The sequence below is a fragment of the Azorhizobium sp. AG788 genome, from assembly GCF_004364705.1.
Lineage (GTDB): Bacteria > Pseudomonadota > Alphaproteobacteria > Rhizobiales > Xanthobacteraceae > Azorhizobium > Azorhizobium caulinodans.
In genome coordinates, this window is sequence record NZ_SOBM01000001.1 from 43,765 (window position 1) to 61,294 (window position 17,530).

Below are 17,530 nucleotides of genomic sequence, written 5' to 3' on the forward strand. Positions count from 1 at the left end.
AAGTCGGTTGCATCCGGTGCCATCCCCACGCGCAGCTTCAGCCGGTCGGGTCGCCTTCTTCCGGCAGGAGGATCATGTCGAGGGCCGCCTCCACCACATCCGTCACGGCAAAGCTCGCGCCGCCGCCGAAGACGCGGGGCCAGAACAAGGTCTCCTTCACCATGCCGAGAAACTGCGCGGCGGCGAGCCCCGGATTGCCGGGCCGGCGCAAATGCCCGGCGCGGGCGAGGGCCTCGAAATAGGCGCCCAGACTCTCCGTCACTTGCTGCTTGCCGGCCTGCACATAGGCCGGGGCGAGTTCGGGGAAGCGCGGCGCCTCGGCGATGATGAGGCGCAGGAAGGGGATCACTTCCGGTTGATCCCAATGGGCGCGCAGGCGCTCCACATAGGCGGTCAGCACCACGCGGGGCGCCGCGGCGGAAGGATCGGGCAGGGGCGGGGCGTCGGTGAAGCGGCCCCACACCTCCGCGATCACCGCGCCGAACAGCTCGGCCTTGCCGGGATAATATTGATAGAGCGTGCGCTTGGAGACGGGGGCTGCCGCCGCCACCGCATCCATGCTGGTCGCGCCATAGCCGCGCTCCAGAAAGAGCGCACGGGCGGCGGTGCGGATGCGGGCGGCGGTGCCGCGCCGGTCAGCCTTGGGCGACGTCATGCTTGACAAAGTAAACGATCCGGTTTACCTGAGTTCCGTCTTCGCGGCGCAGGACCGCCGCCCTTTCTCTCACATCCCGACATATGAGGCGAACCATGGACCTCCGTCCGCTCGGTCGCACTGGCCTTTCCGTGTCCGCCATCGGCCTCGGCTGCATGGGCATGTCCGAATTCTACGGCGCCAGTGACGACACCCAGTCGCTCGCCACCCTCGACGCCGCGCTGGACGCCGGCATCACCTTCTTCGACACCGCCGACATGTATGGCGTCGGCCACAATGAGCGCCTCCTCGGCCAGTTCCTGAAGGGCAAGCGCGAGAAGGTCGTGCTCGCCACCAAGTTCGGCAATGTCCGCGGCCCCAATGGCGAGCGCCTTGGCATCAACGGCTCGCCCGCTTATGTGCGCGAGGCCTGCGAGGCGAGCCTGAAGCGGCTCGGCATCGAGACCATCGATCTCTATTACCAGCACCGCGTGGACCCCAAGACGCCCATCGAAGACACCGTGGGCGCCATGGCGCGGCTGGTGGAGGAGGGCAAGGTGCGCCACCTCGGCCTCTCGGAATGCTCGGTGGCCACCCTGAAGCGCGCCCATGGCGTGCATCCCATCACCGCCGTCCAGACCGAATATTCGCTCTGGACCCGCGATGCGGAGGCCGAGATGCTCGGCGTCTGCGCGGATCTCGGCATCAGCTTCGTGGCCTATAGCCCGCTGGGGCGCGCCTTCCTCACTGGCGCCATCACCAGCACGGACACGCTCGCGGAGAATGACTTCCGCCGCCACAACCCGCGCTTCCAGGGCGAGGCCTTCGCCCAGAACAAGCGCCTCACCGATGCGCTCGCCGCCTTCGCCGCGGCCCGCAAGGCGACGTCCGCGCAGATCGCGCTGGCCTGGATCCTCAACAAGCAGCCCCACGTGATCCCGATCCCGGGCACGCGGCGCATCAAGTATCTGCAGGAGAATGCGGCGGCGGTGGCGATCCGCCTCTCGCCGGCCGAGGTCGCGGAACTGGACGCCCTGTTCCCGCCTCAGGCGGTGGCCGGCACGCGCTATCCCGAGCCGGTGATGGCCAACCTCAATATCTGAGGGATGTCCGGGCGGCGCCACGGGAAGACGCTTCCTCTGCCATGGCGTCCTCTTCCGCTAAGTCATGGCCGGGCTTGTCCCGGCCATCCACGGGGCTTGGCTTAGCGCGGGCTTTCAGAAGGTCCGTAGACGGAGAGGCGTGGATGCGCGGGGCAAGCCCGCGCATGACGTCCGCTCGGAGTGAAGGGCTGCCTGATGTTCGTGCACCGCCGCGCCCTCAGAGCGTCCGTCGTTCCACGAAGACCACGCTCTCGAACTCCAGCACCAGATCGCCGTGCTGGTTGGTGCCGGTGTTGTGGGCGAAGAGCAGGCCCCATTGCGGGCGGCTCTTGCTGGTCTGCTTGTCCTTCACCTCGGTGGCGTAGGTGATGGTGTCGCCCACATAGACCGGCTTCAGCCAGTGCAGGTCCTTGAAGCCGGGGGACGGGCCGAGCTTCGCCACAGGCGCTCCGCCGGCGGAGGCTTCCGCCACATCGCGCTTCTGGCGGTCGATGAAGGCGCGCATCCATTGCGCGGCCGTATGCCAACCGGAGGCGCAGAGCGCACCGAAATGGCTGCGCTTGGCCGCCTCGTCATCGAGATGGAACGGCTGGGGGTCGTATTTCTGGGCGAAATCGACGATCGCCTCGCGGGTGAAGGTGTGGCTGCCCAGCACAAGCCGGCTGCCGATCTCGCAATCCTCGAAGAATTTCATGCCAGTCGCGCCCCCGGATTGCGCCGCGCGAACATGATGACCACGGTCTGGTCCACGGCGACGGTCTTCTTGTCCTTGAGAAGCTCGAACCGGAAGGTCACGAGCCCCATGTCCGGCCGGCTCTTGGAACTGCGGCTTTCCAGCACGGTGCGGCGGAGCGTCAGAACGTCGCCGGGGCGCACCGGCTCCAGCCATTTCGTTTCCTGCACGCCCGGCGAGCCCATGCCGGCGGACCGCAGCAGGAAGCCGTCGCAGATGAGGCGCATGATGATGGCGCAGGAATGCCAGCCGGAGGCGGCAAGGCCGCCCAGCATCGAGGCGGCGCCCGCCGCCGGATCGAGGTGCATAGGCTGGGGATCGAACTCGCTGGCGAAGGATGTGATCTCCTCCGCCGTCACCTCGTGCGAGCCGAACGTCTTCACGTCGCCCTGCACGAAGTCTTCCCAATAGATATCGGGCATTCCTTCCTCCAGCTTTCCCGCGATCTCAGACGCTGCCGGGCAGAAGGTCAAGCCGGGCCGGTGGATATCCGGCCCGGACAGAGCAGATACTCAGTTGGCGAAACGGAAGTGCAGCACGTCGCCGTCCTGCACCACATATTCCTTGCCTTCCAGGCGCAGGCGCCCGGCCTCGCGCGCGCCGCTCTCGCCCTTGTGCTGGATATAATCCGCATAAGCGATGGTTTCGGCGCGGATGAAGCCCTTCTCGAAGTCCGAGTGGATCACGCCCGCCGCCGCCGGGGCCTTGGTGCCCTTGGTGATGGTCCAGGCGCGGGCTTCCTTGGGGCCGACGGTGAAATAGGTCGCAAGATCGAGCAGGTCGTAGCCGGCGCGGATCACGCGGTTGAGGCCCGGCTCGTCGAGGTCGATGGCTTCCAGATACTCGCGCTGCTCCTCCTCGGGGAGGATGGCGATCTCGCTCTCGATCTTGGCGGAGACCACCACCGCCTTGGCGCCTTCCGCCTTGGCGCGCTCGAACACCTGCGCGGAGAGGGCGTTGCCGTCCTTGGCCGAGGCTTCCTCGACGTTGCAGACATAGAGCACGGGCTTGGCGGTCATCATGCCGAGCATGTCGAAGAGCTTGCGCTCCTCGGGCTTCACGTCCACGAGGCGGGCCGGCTTGCCGTCGCGCAGCAGCACGAGGGCGCGCTGCATCAGGTCCAGCGTGTCCTTGCCTTCCTTGTCGAGGGTGCGGGCCTTCTTCTCCAGCGCGGCGGCGCGCTTCTCGAGGCTTTCGAGGTCGGCGAGCATCAGCTCGGTCTCGATGGTCTCGATGTCGTCCACCGGAGAGACCTTGCCCTCCACATGGGTCACGTCGCCGTCCTCGAAGCAGCGCACCACATGGGCGATGGCGTCGCACTCGCGGATGTTGGCGAGGAACTGGTTGCCGAGGCCCTCGCCCTTGGAGGCGCCGCGCACGAGGCCGGCGATGTCCACGAAGGTGAGGCGGGTCGGGATGATCTGGCCCGAGCCGGCGATCTCGGCGAGCGCGGTGAGGCGCGGATCGGGCACGGCCACGTCGCCCACATTGGGCTCGATGGTGCAGAAGGGATAGTTGGCGGCCTGGGCCGCGGCGGTCTGGGTGAGGGCGTTGAAGAGGGTGGACTTGCCCACGTTGGGCAGGCCCACGATGCCGCATTTGAAGCCCATGGCTGCGCGATCGTCCTTGAGAAGCTTGAGGTCGTCGGGTGTTGGCGCGATCCATAAAGGCCGCGCGGGCGTTTGTTAAGCGCGGCCGGCGATTTCCTGCCCCGCGCGACGCCCTATCCGCGCTCCTTCAGCCCGGTGAACACCGTCTCGATGTCGGTGAGGAAGGGGTTCACCACCCGCGTGCGGTCCACCTCGCTGCCGTCCGGCAGGGCCTCGGTGACGAGAAGCCGGCAGTCGGAGCAGACGGCGGCGGCGGCCATCAGGCAGTCCCAGGGGGAGAGGCGGTAGCGGTCCTCCAGCCGCCAGGCGGTGGCGAGCAGTTCGCCCATGCCCTCCGAGCGGCAGGCGGGCAGGAGATCGCGCAGGAAGTCGCGCACCGTCTCGCGCGGCGTATAGGGAAAGCGCTCGGCGGCCAGCGCATAGAACTCGCTCACCACCTGCGGCGACACCACCAGCTCGCCGTTCCGGCGAATGGAGCGCAGGCTATGCTTCGTCAAGGCGCGCTTCTGCGCCTCGCTCCTGTCGTGCAGATGGATCAGCACGTTCGTATCCACGAAGCACCGCACGGTCATGGACGTCCTCGCGCATCGGCAGGGCGCCGTCCCGGGCGTCCCATCCGGGGGCCGCGAGCCAGCGGTCGAAGGGGATCAGCGGATCGACATGGCCGCCAAGGGCACGGCTGAGATGGTCGGCGATGAATTTGGACTGGCTCTTGCCCTCGCGCGCCGCGGCAAGGCGCACGCGCGCCAAGAGGTCGTCGGACAGCGTGATGGTCACGTTTTTCATGAAAGAGCCCCAGCCGCGCGGCTTCCGCAAAAGGCTGCCACGCGCGGCCATACCTTCCTTCATTGTGCGGTGCGGTCAAGGGGGAGAAAGGTCACGTGCTGCGTCGCGGCGCAGATCACGAGGCGCGGGCGCCCCCGAGCGGCTTCACATCGGTGAAGCCCTGCGCTTCCAGGAAGAGATGGGCGCGGTTCTGGAAATCCTCGGCCTTGCCGCCGATGAGGGCGGGGGCGAAATCGGCGCAGGCCGTGTTCACGGCCTCCACCCATTCCCGCTCGGCCTTGCCGAAATCGTTCAGCACGTAGGAATGGACCAGCGACTTGTCGCCGGGATGGCCGATGCCGAGGCGCACCCGCCAATAGTCGTTGCCGCATTGGGCGGTGATGGAGCGCAGGCCATTGTGGCCGGCATTGCCGCCGCCCTTCTTCACCCGGATCTTGGCCGGGGGCAGGTCGAGCTCGTCATGGAAGACGAAGATGTTCTCGAGCGGAATCTTGTAGAACTTGGCGGCTTCCGCGACGGCGCGGCCGCTCTCGTTCATGAAGGTCTCCGGCAGCAGAGCCAGCACCTTCTCGCCGGCGATCTCGCCTTCGCTCACGGCGCCCTGAAAGCGCCGGCGCCAGGGCGAAAGGCGGTGGCGGCGGACGATCGCGTCCACCGCCATGAAGCCGATATTGTGCCGGTTGCCGGCATATTTCGGGCCGGGGTTGCCGAGGCCTGCGAACAGGAACACGGATGACCCTCCGGCCCGAAGCGGCGTCAGGCCTTGGCGGCCGCAGCGGCGGCGGCAGCCGCCTCGTCAGCCTCGGCTTCCTTGAGGCCCGAGGGGGCCACGATGGTCGCCAGCGTGTCGTCGCCGGTCACGGCGGAGGAGACGCCGGCCGGCAGCTTCACCTTGGAGAGGTGCAGGCTGTCGCCGATCTCGAGGCCCGTCAGGTCGGCCACGACGTGATCCGGAATGGCCTCGGCCGGGCATTCGAGCGTCACCGCATGGGCGACGACGTTGAGGGTGCCGCCGCTCTTCAGGCCGGGCGCCTTGTCCTGGTTCTCGAAGTGCACCGGCACTTCGACGGTGACGCTGGCGCCCTGCGAAACGCGCAGGAAGTCCACGTGCAGCGGCAGATCCTTCACCGGGTCGAGCTGGTAGTCGCGCGGGATGACACGGTGCTTCACACCGTCCACGTCGATCTCGAACAGGGTGGTGAGGAAGTGGCCCGCATAGATGATGCGGGTGATTTCCTTGTGACCCAGCGAAATGGTCACAGGCTCCTGCTTCTCACCGTAGATCACGGCGGGCACGCGTCCGGCGCGGCGCTCTGCACGAGCGGCCCCCTTGCCGCCTCGCGCGCGCGCCACAGCCTTCAGTTCCTTGATGGCGGTCATGGCACTCGTCCTTGATTGAGACTGGTTCTAAAACAGCCAACGGCCGCTCGCGCGGCCGTCCGGCTTTCCTGTCCGGCACGCCTCCAGGGGGGCGCATGTCTGACGGGAAGGCGGGCTTATAGCCGCGTTGGGCCGGAAAGGCAACAAACAGAAGGACTGAGGGAGATCATGGGGGTGTTCTCGGGGGTGTTTTCAGGGCCGCTCCGCGTCCTGGGGCTGGCCGTCGCGCTGGCCGGTGCTGTCGCCGGATCGCGCGCGGAGGCGCAGGAAGGTCCGTCGTCGGCGGGCGAGAAGGTGCGTTTGTGGGACGTGCCGCAGGTGGATCGCCTGCCCGATGACGAGTTCGGCCGCCTCGTGCGCTATGGCCGCTCGGTTCTGGTTGCCACCCCCGCCCATATCGGGCCGGCGGCGCCCGATGCCGCCCAGCGCTATGCGGGCAATAATCTCGCTTGCGCCGACTGCCATCTCGACGCCGGCCTCAAGAAATTCGGCCTGCCACTGGTGGCGGCTTCGGCGGACTATCCGGCCTACAGCACCCGCAGCGGCGAGGTGGCGAGCCTTGTCGACCGTCTCAACAGCTGCATGACCCGCAGCATGAACGGCCGCCCGATGCCGGCGGACGCCCGGCCCATGCAGGCGCTGGTGGCCTATCTCACCGTGCTTGCCACCAACATCCCGCGCGACGCCAAGATTTCGGGTGGCGGCGCGGGGACAATGCCGGAGCTGCCGCGGGCGGCGGACCCGGCGCGGGGCATGGCCATCTATGCGCGCCAATGCGCCGAATGCCATCGGCCGGACGGTCTCGGCGTGCGGCACAATCCCGTCGATGCAAGCTTCGGCTATGCGGTGCCCCCGCTCTGGGGACCGGACAGCTTCAATGACGGCGCCGGCCTTGCCCGGCTCGGCAACATGGCGAACTTCGTCCACAACAACATGCCCAACGGCACGAGCTGGGTGATGCCGCAGCTGACGCCGGACGAGGCATGGGACGTGGGCGCCTTCGTGCTGTCCCAGCCGCGCCCGAAGCGGGCCGGGACCGCCAAGGACTTCCCGGATCTGCTGCTGAAGCCCATCGATGCCGCCTATGGCCCCTATGCGGACGGCTTCACCGAGGCGCAGCACAAATACGGGCCCTATGCCCCCATCCGCGCCGCCATCGCCAAGCTCAAGGCGGAGAAGGGCAGCGTGCCCAACCCCAACGACTGAGGCCGGGCTGCCGCCTACAGGGACATCACATGGCCTTGGGGCCGGCCGAGCAGGTTTTGGCCGGCCCGGTCTTCTGCCAGAAATAGTCGCCGCACTTGTCGCAGCCCGACACCGAAAGGCCGAGAGCCGCGATCACGGCCAGACGCATCATCACCCGCATGGAGCCCTCTTTTGCTCGCGTTCGGCGGGGACGCTAGCCAAGCTCACCGGCGGATGAAAGACCTGATTTTCCTCAACCTAGAGGAAGGTCATGGGGTCGACGTCGATGCTGACCTTGGTGTTGCCGGTCGGCCGCGGCGCCACTGCCCGCCAGCCGCGCAGATAGGCCGAGAGGTCGAAGGCGCGGGGCGCGCGCACCAGAAGGCGCCAGCGGTGGCGGCCACGCAGCACGGCAAGCGGGGCTTCCGCCGGGCCGAGCACCCGCACTCCTTCCACGCGCGGCGCGCTGGCGGCGAGCCGCCGGGCATGGGCTTCCGCCGCCGGCCCTTCATTTGCCGAGACGATGAGGCTCGCCATGCGGCCGAAGGGCGGCAGGTGGGCCTCCTCGCGGGCGGCGATCTCGGTTTCATAGAAGGCGGCGCGGTCGCCCTTCACCAGCGCCTGCATCACCGGATGATCGGGCATGTGGGTCTGGATGAAGCCACGCCCTTCCGTCGCCCCGCGTCCGGCGCGCCCGGCTACCTGATGCACCAGCTGGAAGGTGCGCTCGGCGGCGCGCGGGTCGCCATGGCCAAGGCCCACGTCCGCATCCACCACGCCCACCAGCGCAAGGCCGGGGAAATTGTGCCCCTTGGCCACAAGCTGGGTGCCCACCACCACATCCACCTCGCCGTTTGCCACCGCCTCCAGTTCCGCGCGCATGCGCTCGATGCCGCCGATGTCCGAGGAGAGCACAAGGCTGCGCGCCTCCGGGAACAGCGCCTGTACCTCTTCCTGGAGGCGTTCGACGCCGGGGCCGCAGGGGATCATCGCATCCTTGGCGCCGCAGGCCGGGCAGCATTCCGGCACCGGGGCCTGATAGCCGCAATGGTGGCAGGAGAGGCGGCGGCGGAAGCGGTGCTCCACCAGCCAGGCCGAGCAGGAGGGGCAGCGCATCCGGTGCCCGCACGAGCGGCACAGGGTCAGCGGGGCATAGCCGCGCCGGTTGAGGAACAGCAGCGCCTGCCCGCCATCCTCCAGCGTCTGGGCGATTTCCGATTGCAGGCGCGGCGCGATCCAGCGCCCGCGTGGCGGCATGTCCTTGCGCAGGTCGATGGGCGACAGCCCCGGCACCTTGGCGCCGCCGAAGCGCAGCGGCAGGGACAGGCGATTGTAGCGCCCGCGCCGGGCATTCACCTCGGTCTCGATGGAGGGCGTTGCCGAGGTGAGCACGATGGGCGAGCGGCAGAAGCGGGAACGCACCACCGCCATGTCGCGGGCGTGATAGGTGACGCCGTCCTCCTGCTTGTAGGCGGGATCATGCTCCTCATCGACGATGGTGAGTGCGAGATCCCGGAACGGCAGGAACAGCGCCGAGCGCGCACCGGCCACCACCTGAACGTCGCCATCCGCCACCCCGCGCAGGATGCGGCCCCGGCGCCGGGTGGAGACGCCCGAGTGCCATTCGGCCGGGGCGACGCCAAAGCGACGGGTGAAGCGGTCGATGAAGGCCTGGGTGAGGGCGATTTCAGGCAGGAGGATCAGTGCCTGCCGCCCTTCCCGCACCGCTTCCGCCACGGCCTCGAAATAGACCTCCGTCTTGCCCGAGCCGGTGACGCCGTCGAGCAGATGCACGGAGAAGGTCTTCGCCTGCACCGCCGCGATGATGGCATTGGCGGCTTCCGCCTGCGGTTCGCTCAAGGTGGGGGCGGCATGGTCCGGGTCAGGCGTCTCGGCGGCCGGGGCCGGGGGCAGGACAAGGGTTTCGAGCGCGCCTTCATCCACCAGCCCATCCACCACGGAGGGGGAGACGCCGGCCTCGCGGGCGGCATCGGTCTTGGCGCGGACAAAGCCGTCGGACATCGCTTCGATCAGGCGCTTGCGGGCGGCAGTGAGGCGCTCGGGCACATGGCCGGTGGCGCGCACGCCCACCCGCTCGCGGGCAGGGCTCGGGTTCTCCTCATGGCGCAGCGCCATGCGCAGCACCATGCCGCGCGGCGCCAGCGTATAATCGGCCATCCAGTCGATGAGCTGGAGCAGGTCCGGCGGCAGCGGGCGGTGATCCAGCTTCTTGCGCACCGCCTTCAGCTTGGAGGTGTCGACCGGGGCCGGCGCGTCTGCCGCGCGCGGCCACACGCAGCCGACCACCAGGCGCGAGCCGAGCGGCACGGCCACGAGATCGCCGGGCGCGAGCTCAAGGCCGTCCGGCACGAGATAGGAATAGGGGACGTCGAGCCCGAGCGGCAGCAGGACATCGACGGTGGCGGCAGTCATGTTCCTCTTTTGGTCCGGCCGCGCGCAAAGGTCAAAGGGGCGCCGCGACGCGGGTCGGATGCGGGGTCAGGAGGCCGCCGTGTTCAGAGCCTTGCTACTTGCTAACGGAGAACATCTGTTTCAGTTCTTCATCCGTGCGTGGGCGCTCGTCCTCGGGATCGGGGCCAATCAGCTCGCCGGTGGCATCGTCTACCCACCAGCTATCCTCGTCCTGATGCACGCCACCGGCGGCGATCAGGGCCCGCATCTCTTTGTTATAGGCCTCCCAGCGGCGCAGCATCTCAGCATCATCTTCGACGCTGTCTCCAAGATCCCTAGTCACGAAACTGGGCCATTTCCGATCAGTCATGGGCGACGCTCCTGTGCTTGAGCGCGCGGCGGGCCGATCATGCCTCAGAGCCATCGCAGCTGTCTCTCTGCCCAGCCGCGCCCATGCGTCATGCGCTGGCGGAAGGTTGAGCATTCCGAATGCCACCCTTGCTTTGCCGCACGCCTGCGTCTACGTCCTGCCCCATGAAATTCCTCGATCAGGCCAAGGTCTATGTGCGCTCCGGTGATGGCGGGGCGGGGTGCGTCTCGTTCCGGCGCGAGAAGTTCATCGAGTTCGGCGGTCCCGATGGCGGGAACGGCGGGCGCGGGGGCGACGTGTGGATCGAGTGCGTGGACGGCCTCAACACGCTGATCGACTATCGCTACCAGCAGCACTTCAAGGCCAAGAAGGGCGAGCACGGCATGGGTGCCAACCGCGCCGGCGCCAAGGGCTCGGACGTGGTGCTGAGGGTGCCCGCGGGCACGCAGGTGCTGGATGAGGACGAGGAAACCATCCTCGCCGACCTCACCGAAGTCGGCCAGCGCATCCGGCTGCTGAGCGGCGGCAATGGCGGCTTCGGCAATGCCGAGTTCAAGACCTCCACCAATCAGGCGCCCCGCCGGGCCAATCCCGGCCTTGAGGGGCAGGAGAAGTGGATCTGGCTGCGGCTGAAGCTGATCGCGGACGCCGGCCTCGTGGGCCTGCCCAATGCCGGCAAGAGCACGTTCCTGGCCGCCACCACGGCGGCGAAGCCGAAGATTGCCGACTATCCCTTCACCACCCTCCATCCCGGCCTCGGCGTGGTGCGGGTGGACGGGCGCGAATTCGTGCTGGCGGACATCCCCGGTCTCATCGAGGGCGCCCATGAGGGCGCGGGTCTCGGCGACCGCTTCCTCGGCCATGTGGAGCGCTGCCGCGTTCTGCTGCATCTGGTGGACGGCACCTGCGAGCATGCGGGCAAGGCCTACAAGACCGTGCGGCAGGAACTGGTCGCCTATGGCGGCGGGCTGGAGGACCGGGTGGAGATCGTGGCCCTGTCCAAGATCGACTCCCTCACGCCCGAACTCCTGAAGCAGCAGAAAGAGCGCCTCCAGCGGGCGGCGAAGAAGAAGCCGCTGCTGCTCTCGTCCCAGTCGGGGCAGGGCGTGCCGGAGGCGCTGCGCGCGCTGCTCGCCGTCATCGACGAGGGGCGCGAGGCCGAGGTGGCCGAGGCGCGCAAGACCGAGTGGCGGCCCATCTGAGCCGCTGAACGCTCCGCTGCCGGACAGACCGTGCCCATCGGGGACGGTTCCGGCGCGCACGCGGGAGGAGCATGCCATGGGTGAGCGGTTCGAACGGCACAAGCAGCCCTGGACCTATGAGGAAATCCAGAAGCTGCACACCATGGCCAAGAAGGGCATGTCCCTGAAGGCCATTGCGCAGGGGCTGACCCGCAGCGAAGAGTCGGTGAAGATCCGCGCCAAGCTGGACAAGCTCACCATCGAGAAGCTGCGCTGAGCGAAGGGCCGCTATCGAGCAGGATGACGATCCGCGCCGCTCAGCTCTCCGCCGCTGCGATCATCGTGTCATCAGCGGCAGTGCGGTTGCGGCCGCCGCTCTTGGCCACATAGAGCAGCCGGTCCGCGCGGCCATAGAGACCGTCGAACCTGTCATGCGGCTGGAGTTCCGACACGCCGAAGCTTGCCGTCACGGACGCCAGATCGCCAGGCAAGGGGAAGTGATGGCGTGAGATGGCGAGCCGGAATGCCTCCGCGCGGGCGTAGGCCTCCGCGAGGCTGATCCCGGGCAGGAAGATCGCGAACTCCTCGCCCCCAAGACGGCCAATGAGGTCGGAGCCGCGCGCGCCCTGCCGGAGCACCTCGCCCACTTCCCGCAGGACGGCATCGCCCGCGCCGTGGCCGAAGGTATCATTGATCCGCTTGAACCGGTCGATGTCGAGAACGATCAGCGCCCCCGCCCGCACCGTGGCGCGGGCGAAGCTGTCCTCGAACCCCCGGCGGTTCAGCAGGCCGGTCAGCATGTCGACGTCACGCTCGCGGCTCACCTCCTCGAGGATATCCACGGCGGTCACGGCGAGGATGGCGAGGGCGAGGCTCGTGCCGAAGAGGGCGAGGCAGAGTTGCAGGGTCTGCCAGAACCAGGAATTTGCGAAGGCATTCAGCCCCCGGGGCGCCGCGAGGCCGAGGGTCAGCAGCGTGCGCGGAAGGAAGTGCAGACCTAGAAGCAGGAGGATCACGAACAGGAGCCGATCGACGCGCCGGCCACGTGCGAGGTGGCGCAGGCGCCATGCTGCAGCGATGAAGATCACGCCGTAGGAGATGTTCTGGATATAGATGCGGACCGTGAGATCCGAATGGACATAGGAAAAATAGGAGATGGCGAGGACGATCAGGCCGAGCGCGGCAAGATAGGCGAGGGCGGGGAACGAGCGCCCGTAGCGGTGAAGGAGCGCGGCCGCCGTCAGCAACACGGAGCCACTGTAGAAGACGGCGGACACGACAGCATTGGCGTTCACGCCGGGTGGCAGATGCAGGATCTGCGTGCAGGCCCCGAGGCTGAACAGCAGGCACGCCGCGCTGAGGATGAGGAGATGCCGGCGACGGCGTTCCCATAGCCAGAACAGGAGAAACGAGAAGCCGAACACCACCACGATTCCGGCGGGGATCAGGGCCAGCGTCTTGCGGATTATCGCGACTTCCATGCGGGACACGTGCGGATGATCGCCGCCAGCTATGGGGAAGTGGGGAGGCCCGTTCCGGGCAGGACGATACGGCGGTCGGGCGATTGCCGGAGCGACATCATACACATTCAGGTCACGCCGCGCGATGCTGCTGCGGCGCGGTGTGGAGCAGGACGTCGGCCCTTCGCTAACCCCAAGCGGGCGGATGCGCTCCGGCGTTTCCGGCGAGCGGTGTGGGCCGGGCGTCCAGTGCCCGCCCGCGCCCCCTGTTCGCGCGCGCCCGCTTGGAGTATCGAAGCCGCCTCAGCCGAACAGACGCGGCATCGGGGCGGTGCCGCTCCGGCCCGCGCCCAAGCGAAGATCCCGATCCGTGACCAACGCCGCACCCGCCCTTTCCGATTTCCGCCGCATCGTCATCAAGGTGGGCTCGGCCCTCCTCGTGGATCAGGCCAAGGGTAAGGTGCGCCTGCCGTGGCTCACCTCGCTCGCGGAAGACATCGGCACGCTGCATGCGCGGGGCGCCGATGTGCTGGTGGTCTCTTCCGGCGCCATCGCGCTCGGGCGCACGGTGCTGCACCTGCCGCGCGGGCCGCTGAAGCTGGAGGACAGCCAGGCGGCGGCCGCCGTGGGCCAGATCGCGCTCGCCCGCACCTGGGCGGAAATCCTCGGCCATGAGGACATCACCGCCGGCCAGGTGCTGCTCACGCTGGGCGATACGGAGGAGCGGCGGCGCTATCTCAACGCCCGCTCCACGCTCGCCAAGCTGCTGGAATATCGCGCCGTGCCGGTCATCAATGAGAATGACACGGTGGCCACCAGCGAGATCCGCTATGGCGACAACGACCGCTTGGCCGCCCGCGTCGCCACCATGGCGAGCGCGGACCTGCTGATCCTCCTGTCCGACATCGACGGCCTCTACACCGCACCGCCGGCGCAGGATCCCAACGCCACCCACATCCCCGTAGTGCCGCGCATCACCGGCGAGATCGAGAGCATGGCGGGCGCCGCGGGCTCGGAGCTGTCGCGCGGCGGCATGCGCACCAAGATCGAGGCGGGCAAGATCGCCACCTCCGCCGGCACCCACATGGTGATCGCCTCCGGCCATCTGAAGAACCCGCTGAAGCGCATCGCGGAAGGCGGGCGCTGCACCTGGTTCCTCGCTGGCGCCACCCCCGCCCGCGCCCGCAAGGCGTGGATTGCCGGCACGCTGGAAGCACGCGGCGTGCTGCATCTGGACGACGGCGCGGTGGCCGCGCTGCGCCGGGGCGCCAGCCTGCTGCCGGCGGGCGTCGTGCGGGTGGAAGGCCAGTTCGAGCGCGGCGATGCGGTGCTGCTGCGCGGGCCGGACGGCAGCGAGATCGGCCGGGGTCTCGTCGCCTATGACCACGACCATGCCGAGCGCATCCGGGGACGCTCGACGGCGGAAATCGAGGCGCTGCTTGGCCTGCCCGGCCGGGCCGAGATGGTCCACCGCGACGACATGGCCCTCGGCGCGGAATGAACCGATAAGAATTCCAATCGCTTTCCGGGCCTGTGAGCGTGGCGCCCCACATGCTAAGGATGCCGTAGCCGGCTGTTCACAGGCCGGGTCGAGGGAACGTTAGAGAGTTTCGCCATGGCCATGCCCCATGCCGCCCGTCTCTCCGTGGCCGCCAGCGTCGGAAGCGCCGCGCCCGTGGACGTGCCGGCCGTCCTGTCGCAGATGGGGCGGGCCGCCCGCGCCGCTGCGCGCACGCTGGCCTTGGCCCCGGCCGAGCAGAAGACGGCGGCGCTGAAGGCCGCCGCCGCGCGCATCCGCGCCGCGACATCCGAGATTCTCGCCGCCAATGCGGACGACATGGCCCGCGCCAGGGCGGATGGCATGAGCGCCGCCTTCCAGGACCGCCTCGCCCTCACCGAGAGCCGCATCGAGGCGATCGCCGCCGGCGTCGAGATGGTGGCCGGCCTGCCCGATCCCGTGGGCGCCGTCACCGAAAGCTGGACGCGGCCCAACGGCCTTGTGATCGAGCGCGTGCGCACGCCGCTCGGCGTCATCGGTGTCATTTATGAGAGCCGTCCGAACGTGACGGCGGATGCGGCGGCGCTGTGTGTGCGGGCCGGCAATGCGGTGATCCTGCGCGGCGGCTCCGACAGCCTCGGCTCCTCCGGAGCCATCCATCAGGCGTTCGTGGCCGGGCTCGTGGACGCGGGCCTATCCGCCGACTGCGTGCAGTTCGTGCCGTTTTCGGATCGCGCAGCGGTGGGCCTGATGCTGGGCGGCCTCGACGGCAATCTCGACGTGATCGTGCCGCGCGGCGGCAAGGGGCTCGTCGCCCGCGTGCAGAGCGAGGCGCGGGTGCCCGTCTTCGCCCATCTCGACGGCATCGTGCATGTCTATGTCCATGCCGCCGCCGATCTCGACATGGCCAAGACCGTGCTCCTGAACGCCAAGATGCGCCGCACCGGCATCTGCGGCGCCGCCGAGACGCTGCTGGTGGACGAGAAGGTCGCCGCGTCCCAGCTCAAGCCGCTGGTGGAAATGCTGCTGGACGCCGGCTGCGAAGTGCGCGGCGATGCGGCGGCGCAGGCGGTGGACCCGCGCGTGAAGCCGGCCGTCGATGCGGATTGGGACACGGAATATGAGGACGCCATCATCTCCGTGAAGCTGGTGCCGGACCTTGCCGCCGCCATCGATCACATCGAGACGCACGGCTCCCACCACACCGATTCGATCATCACCACGGACGAAGCCGCCGCCGCGCGCTTCCTGCGCGAGGTGGATTCGGCCATCGTCATGCACAATGCCTCCACCCAGTTCGCCGATGGCGGCGAGTTCGGTTTCGGCGCCGAAATCGGCATCGCCACCGGCCGCATGCATGCCCGCGGCCCCGTGGGGGCGGAGCAGCTGACCTCCTTCAAGTATCGGGTGCACGGCAACGGGCAGACGCGCCCGTGAGCTGCGAACCACGGATCGGCACGCCGATGAGACCGGTGAGCGCCCATGACGCCGTCAGCATGCCCATGGCGCCGGCGGGGCTGCGCGTCGGCCTGTTCGGCGGCACCTTCAATCCCGCCCACGCGGCCCACCGGGCGGCGAGCCTCCTGGCGCTGAAGCGCCTCCAACTCGACCGCATCTGGTGGCTGGTCACGCCCGGCAATCCGCTCAAGGACAACTGGGACCTGCCGTCCGTGCAGGAGCGCGTGACGTTCGCGCGTCATGTGGCCCACCATCCCCTCATCGACGTCACCGGCGTCGAGACCACGCTCGGCACGCGCTACAGCTACGAGACAGTCTCCCGCCTCGTGGAGCGGATGCCGCGGGTGCGCTTCGTCTGGATCATGGGGGCGGACAATCTCGCCCATTTCGCCCGCTGGCAGCGCTGGCGGGGGCTGGCGGGCCTCGTTCCGATGGCGGTTGTGGATCGCCTTGGCGACAGCCTGTGCGCGACCTCCTCGCGCGCCGCGCAGGCGCTTGCGCCCTACCGCGTGCCGGAGGAGAAGGCGGCGGCCCTCGCCGACATGGCGCCGCCCGCATGGACCTTTCTTCACGGGCTGAAATCCCCTATATCCTCCACGGAGATAAGGGCCGCGCGGCGGATGCCGGCAGCGGATGCCACGGGGGCGGTGCCCCCTCGCCCTTGAAATTTCCTTGATTCACAGCCATTCTGATGGCGCGGTTCCAAGGCTCGGCACACGTCGGCCCGAGGGGATCGTTTAACTGACCGAGAGGATCCGGACCCCTGTCCACGACGGCTCTCTTGGCCGCAGAGACTATGGCGGCCGCACCGATCTCACAGGCGCAACTCGACGCCGAGGAGATCCTCGCGCTCATCGTGACCCGGCTTGACGAAGACAAGGCCGAGGATCTCGTCTCCATCGACCTGCGCGGAAAGACCTCCATCGCCGACTTCATGGTGGTTGCCTCCGGCCGCTCCCAGCGGCACGTGGGCGCCACGGCCGAGCACCTCATCGAGGCGCTCAAGGCGGCGGGCGTGCGTCAGATCCGCGTCGAAGGGCAGCCAGCCTGTGACTGGGTGCTGATCGATGCCGGCGATGTCATCGTCCACATCTTCCAGCCCGAAGTCCGCAGCTTCTACAATATCGAGAAGATGTGGTCCGGAACCGCGCGCGCCTGAGGGCGCGCGTTCGTTTTCGGCCACCAAGGTTTCGGGCCTGAGGTGCGCGTCCTCCTCATCTGTGTCGGCCGGCTGAAAGCCGGGGCCGAGCGGGAACTCGTGACGCGCTATCTCGACCGCGCCAAGGCGGGCGGGCGGGCCCTTGGCCTGTCCGGCTTCGAGACCATCGAACTGTCTGAATCCGCCGCGCGCCGTCCGGAGGACCGCATGGCGGAGGAAGGGCAGGCCATTCTCGGCGCGCTGCCGCAGGGCGCCGACGTGATCGCGCTTGATCCGCGCGGCAAGAACCTCACCAGCGAAGCCTTTGCCGAACGCGTCCGCACCGGGCGCGATGGCGGCCGTCCGGCAGCCGCCTTCCTCATTGGGGGCGCAGATGGCCTGAGCGAGGCGGTGCGCGCCCGCTGCGACCTCATGCTGGCATTCGGCGCCGCCACCTTTCCCCACCAGATCGTCCGCGCCATGCTGGCCGAGCAGGTCTATCGCGCCACCACCATCCTCGCCGGGCACCCCTACCACCGGGCGTGAGGCGGGCGGGGCAGGGGACGGCGGCAGGATATGGTT

21 protein-coding genes are annotated in these 17,530 nt (G+C 68.5%); 9 read left to right on the plus strand and 12 right to left on the minus strand.

Going from position 1 to position 17,530, the window contains the following annotated elements:
- Positions 1–37: 37 nt before the first annotated feature.
- On the minus strand, positions 38–655 hold the full coding sequence (locus DFO45_RS00210; RefSeq protein WP_245517941.1) for a TetR/AcrR family transcriptional regulator: 618 nt from the start codon (positions 653–655) through the stop codon (positions 38–40).
- Positions 656–750: 95 nt separating this feature from the next.
- On the opposite strand from DFO45_RS00210, the gene DFO45_RS00215 reads away from it, so the two are divergent.
- Positions 751–1,737 (plus strand): aldo/keto reductase, encoded by a 987-nt coding sequence (locus tag DFO45_RS00215; protein WP_133863320.1) that lies wholly within the window; start codon positions 751–753, stop codon positions 1,735–1,737.
- A gap of 217 nt (positions 1,738–1,954) precedes the next feature.
- Here DFO45_RS00215 and DFO45_RS25150 read toward each other — a convergent pair whose 3' ends face one another.
- The 7 genes from DFO45_RS25150 to DFO45_RS00250 all read right to left on the minus strand — a co-directional run bounded on the left by DFO45_RS25150 (position 1,955) and on the right by DFO45_RS00250 (position 6,246).
- A complete protein-coding gene (locus tag DFO45_RS25150; protein ID WP_133863321.1) occupies positions 1,955–2,431 on the minus strand; it encodes a MaoC family dehydratase in 477 nt (158 codons plus the stop codon).
- Positions 2,428–2,892, minus strand: coding sequence for a MaoC family dehydratase (locus DFO45_RS25155; protein WP_133863322.1), 465 nt, complete (start codon positions 2,890–2,892; stop codon positions 2,428–2,430). The genes DFO45_RS25150 and DFO45_RS25155 overlap by 4 nt, the downstream gene beginning before the upstream one ends.
- A gap of 90 nt (positions 2,893–2,982) precedes the next feature.
- A complete protein-coding gene (ychF, locus tag DFO45_RS00230) occupies positions 2,983–4,080 on the minus strand; it encodes a redox-regulated ATPase YchF (RefSeq protein ID WP_012172670.1) in 1,098 nt (365 codons plus the stop codon).
- Between the two features lie 113 nt (positions 4,081–4,193).
- Entirely contained in the window at positions 4,194–4,577 is a 384-nt protein-coding gene (locus tag DFO45_RS00235; protein ID WP_348633834.1) for a PIN domain-containing protein, read from the minus strand.
- Positions 4,564–4,917, minus strand: a complete 354-nt coding sequence (locus DFO45_RS00240) for a ribbon-helix-helix protein, CopG family (RefSeq protein WP_166657013.1) — start codon at positions 4,915–4,917, stop codon at positions 4,564–4,566. The genes DFO45_RS00235 and DFO45_RS00240 overlap by 14 nt, the downstream gene beginning before the upstream one ends.
- 64 nt (positions 4,918–4,981) lie before the next feature.
- Positions 4,982–5,596 (minus strand): aminoacyl-tRNA hydrolase, encoded by a 615-nt coding sequence (pth, locus tag DFO45_RS00245; protein WP_012172668.1) that lies wholly within the window; start codon positions 5,594–5,596, stop codon positions 4,982–4,984.
- A 26-nt stretch (positions 5,597–5,622) separates the two neighbouring features.
- Complete coding sequence (locus DFO45_RS00250) at positions 5,623–6,246, minus strand: 50S ribosomal protein L25/general stress protein Ctc (RefSeq protein WP_133863325.1); 624 nt, start codon at positions 6,244–6,246, stop codon at positions 5,623–5,625.
- A gap of 168 nt (positions 6,247–6,414) precedes the next feature.
- Between DFO45_RS00250 and DFO45_RS00255 the strand changes: the two genes are divergently transcribed.
- A complete protein-coding gene (locus DFO45_RS00255; protein WP_133863326.1) occupies positions 6,415–7,452 on the plus strand; it encodes a c-type cytochrome in 1,038 nt (345 codons plus the stop codon).
- Between the two features lie 25 nt (positions 7,453–7,477).
- On the opposite strand, the gene DFO45_RS25380 is transcribed toward DFO45_RS00255, so the two are convergent.
- The 3 genes from DFO45_RS25380 to DFO45_RS00265 form a co-directional block, all read right to left on the minus strand.
- Complete coding sequence (locus DFO45_RS25380) at positions 7,478–7,612, minus strand: hypothetical protein (RefSeq protein ID WP_012172665.1); 135 nt, start codon at positions 7,610–7,612, stop codon at positions 7,478–7,480.
- A 77-nt stretch (positions 7,613–7,689) separates the two neighbouring features.
- On the minus strand, positions 7,690–9,864 hold the full coding sequence (locus DFO45_RS00260) for a primosomal protein N' (RefSeq protein ID WP_133863327.1): 2,175 nt from the start codon (positions 9,862–9,864) through the stop codon (positions 7,690–7,692).
- A gap of 94 nt (positions 9,865–9,958) precedes the next feature.
- Entirely contained in the window at positions 9,959–10,213 is a 255-nt protein-coding gene (locus DFO45_RS00265) for a hypothetical protein (protein WP_208299714.1), read from the minus strand.
- A gap of 164 nt (positions 10,214–10,377) precedes the next feature.
- Here DFO45_RS00265 and obgE point away from each other — a divergent pair, with 164 nt between their 5' ends.
- Both obgE and DFO45_RS00275 read left to right on the plus strand, forming a co-directional pair.
- The gene (gene obgE, locus DFO45_RS00270) at positions 10,378–11,415 is read left to right on the plus strand and encodes a GTPase ObgE (RefSeq protein WP_133863328.1); all 1,038 of its coding nucleotides are present in this window, start codon (positions 10,378–10,380) and stop codon (positions 11,413–11,415) included.
- Positions 11,416–11,491: 76 nt separating this feature from the next.
- Positions 11,492–11,671, plus strand: coding sequence for a hypothetical protein (locus DFO45_RS00275; RefSeq protein WP_012172660.1), 180 nt, complete (start codon positions 11,492–11,494; stop codon positions 11,669–11,671).
- Between the two features lie 40 nt (positions 11,672–11,711).
- Here DFO45_RS00275 and DFO45_RS00280 read toward each other — a convergent pair whose 3' ends face one another.
- Complete coding sequence (locus tag DFO45_RS00280; protein WP_133863329.1) at positions 11,712–12,875, minus strand: GGDEF domain-containing protein; 1,164 nt, start codon at positions 12,873–12,875, stop codon at positions 11,712–11,714.
- Positions 12,876–13,224: 349 nt separating this feature from the next.
- Here DFO45_RS00280 and proB point away from each other — a divergent pair, with 349 nt between their 5' ends.
- From proB to rlmH, 5 genes are all read left to right on the plus strand, one after another.
- Positions 13,225–14,355, plus strand: coding sequence for a glutamate 5-kinase (proB, locus tag DFO45_RS00285; RefSeq protein WP_245517909.1), 1,131 nt, complete (start codon positions 13,225–13,227; stop codon positions 14,353–14,355).
- A 120-nt stretch (positions 14,356–14,475) separates the two neighbouring features.
- Positions 14,476–15,789, plus strand: coding sequence for a glutamate-5-semialdehyde dehydrogenase (locus DFO45_RS00290; RefSeq protein WP_133863812.1), 1,314 nt, complete (start codon positions 14,476–14,478; stop codon positions 15,787–15,789).
- 35 nt (positions 15,790–15,824) lie between these two features.
- Positions 15,825–16,475, plus strand: coding sequence for a nicotinate-nucleotide adenylyltransferase (locus DFO45_RS00295; RefSeq protein WP_332118281.1), 651 nt, complete (start codon positions 15,825–15,827; stop codon positions 16,473–16,475).
- Positions 16,476–16,606: 131 nt separating this feature from the next.
- Positions 16,607–16,969 carry a ribosome silencing factor gene (gene rsfS, locus DFO45_RS00300; protein WP_133863813.1) on the plus strand — a complete coding sequence of 121 codons (363 nt, stop codon included), beginning with the start codon at positions 16,607–16,609 and terminating at the stop codon, positions 16,967–16,969.
- A 42-nt stretch (positions 16,970–17,011) separates the two neighbouring features.
- Complete coding sequence (gene rlmH, locus DFO45_RS00305) at positions 17,012–17,494, plus strand: 23S rRNA (pseudouridine(1915)-N(3))-methyltransferase RlmH (protein WP_133863330.1); 483 nt, start codon at positions 17,012–17,014, stop codon at positions 17,492–17,494.
- Positions 17,495–17,530: the final 36 nt, after the last annotated feature.